Genomic DNA, 2232 nt, shown 5'->3' with positions numbered 1-2232 from the left:
AAAGAACTTCCACAAGAAGTGAAAACCTTGCTTCCAGCAGACCAAACAGACTTGAAAGATGGCAACAAAGTAACTCCAACGCAACCAAGTAAAACAGAAGTGAAGACAGCAGAAGGTACCTGGAGCTTCAAGTTCTACGATAAGACATCGGAAACAATTAATGGATCAGATGTTAAGTTTGTAGGTACATGGGAATTCACCCCATCCCCAACCTATAAGGCAACTCACGAGTTTGTCAGCGGAACTCCAGGTAAAGAACTTCCACAAGAAGTGAAATCCCTGCTTCCATCAGACCAAACAGACTTGAAAGATGGCAGTCAAGCAACGCCAACGCAACCAAGTCAAACAGAAGTTAAGACAGCAGAAGGTACCTGGAGCTTCAAGTCTTATGACAAGACATCTGAAACCATCAATGGAGCAGATGTTAAGTTTGTAGGTACATGGGAATTTACAGCAACTCCAGTTCCAACAGTGACTCATAAAGCGGTTCATGAGTTTGTCAGCGGAACGCCAGGAAAAGAACTTCCGCAAGAAGTGAAAACCTTGCTTCCGGCAGACCAAACAAACTTGAAAGATGGAAGTCAAGCAACACCAACGCAACCAAGTCAAACAGAGGTTAAGACTGCAGAAGGCACATGGAGCTTTAAGTCCTATGACAAAGCATCAGAAACCATCAATGGAGCGGATGCCCACTTCGTCGGTACTTGGGAATTTACCCCGGCACCAAATAAAAATTCTGGAAATAATAGCCAACCAGAAGAAGGAAGTAGTCAAACTAAGGCCTTGTTACCAAACACAGGCTCTGCAGTATCTGGTCTTCTTTCAATCATCGGTCTTGCCTTTGCAAGCCTAGCAGTTTTTGTCCTTCGCAAGAAAGACTAAGTCACTCTTAGTAAATGAGAGATTAACTGCTTAATTTCGTAGTATAAGAAGAGAGAACGAGAAATCGTTCTCTCTTTTTCTTGCATTTTATATCGAGATGTGATATAGTTTATATAACGAGGTGCGATATATCAAACTAAATAGGAGGTGTGATTAAATGGAATTAACAGATAAGATCAGGCGTGTTTACCTTCCCATGACTGAAACAGGTTTTTATATCTTGTTTTGTTTACAGAAGGAGAACCATGGATATGGTATCACACAAAAGGTCAAGGAAATGACAGATTCGCAAGTTTCGATTAGTCCTGGAACTATGTATGGGACCTTGTCAAAGATGGAAAAGGATGGCTTGATTTCCTTTGTCCGAGAAGAGGAAAAACGTAAAATCTATCAGATCACAGACTTGGGACGAAAAGTTTTAGATATTGAATTGAAACGTATTGAACGGCTCTACAGAAATAGTCGGGAGGAAGGATGATGGAAAAGAAAATTGTTTACCGAATTTTTACAATTGCGGATTATGAGAGTGAGGCTCTATACTTTAGAGAAATGCATGCTGAGGGCTGGAAACTTAGGAAAGTAAGCTATTCTATCTTATTGTTTGTAGTCAAGTATACCTTTGAAAAGTGTCAGCCTGAGCAGGTGTCTTATCAGTTGGATTTTTACCCGATGGAAAAATCAGAGAGATCCTCCTATTTACAACTATTTAAAGATTGTGGTTGGGAGCATATTACAGACTTTAATAGTTTTTCCTATTTTAGAAAAGCACATTCTGAAATTGAATCGGATGCAGAGTTTGAAATTTATAACGATGCTACTGGGAAGTTAGCTATGGTTAATCGCATTTTAAGACTGCGATTAGTACCTGTTTTACTTTTGCTAGCCATACATATACCATTCTTACTTAAATTGCTCAATAGAAGTAATGCGTATGGTCTATGGAGTTTTCTTGCGGTCGGGCTAGATGTTTTCTGGTCTTTAATCCTTTTGTTAATAGTTGCCTATATTAGCTGGAAGTTATGGCATAAAAAGAAGGAATTATCAGATTTATGATAGGCTAGGTATGCTCAAAATTGGAGGGGAAGTCATGATCAATAAAAAGCAATTTCGGATTTTTACCATTGTTGATTTGGACAAGGAAGAAGAGTATTTGCGTGAGATGCACTTGAAAGGCTGGAGATATAGAACGAGTCGTTTTGGTTTTTTCTATTTTTGCCAATGCCAACCTGACGATGTCATCTACCGTATCTATGATTCTAGATTTCTTAAAAAGTATAAGCATGAACTGCAAGATTTTAGAAATAGCGGTTGGGAATTGATAGAAACAGGTTTTTGTTCAATTCTTCGTAA

At 38.9% G+C, this 2232-nt stretch carries 4 protein-coding genes; all 4 read left to right on the top strand.

The window, feature by feature from the left end:
• A partial coding sequence (locus tag GMD6S_RS12910) for an SHIRT domain-containing protein (protein WP_000574970.1) occupies nucleotides 1–882 on the top strand: 882 nt, incomplete at its 5' end.
• A 157-nt stretch (nucleotides 883–1039) separates the two neighbouring features.
• Complete coding sequence (locus GMD6S_RS11870) at nucleotides 1040–1360, top strand: PadR family transcriptional regulator (protein WP_000423979.1); 321 nt, start codon at nucleotides 1040–1042, stop codon at nucleotides 1358–1360.
• Entirely contained in the window at nucleotides 1360–1935 is a 576-nt protein-coding gene (locus GMD6S_RS11865) for a DUF2812 domain-containing protein (protein ID WP_000412261.1), read from the top strand. The genes GMD6S_RS11870 and GMD6S_RS11865 overlap by 1 nt, the downstream gene beginning before the upstream one ends.
• A gap of 34 nt (nucleotides 1936–1969) precedes the next feature.
• The coding region (locus GMD6S_RS11860; RefSeq protein ID WP_008296405.1) for a DUF2812 domain-containing protein at nucleotides 1970–2232 on the top strand (263 nt) is incomplete at its 3' end.

Source organism: Streptococcus sp. GMD6S (genome assembly GCF_000297015.1).
The sequence above is the reverse complement of the archived record's forward strand: the minus strand, read 5'-3'. Positions and strand labels throughout refer to the sequence as shown.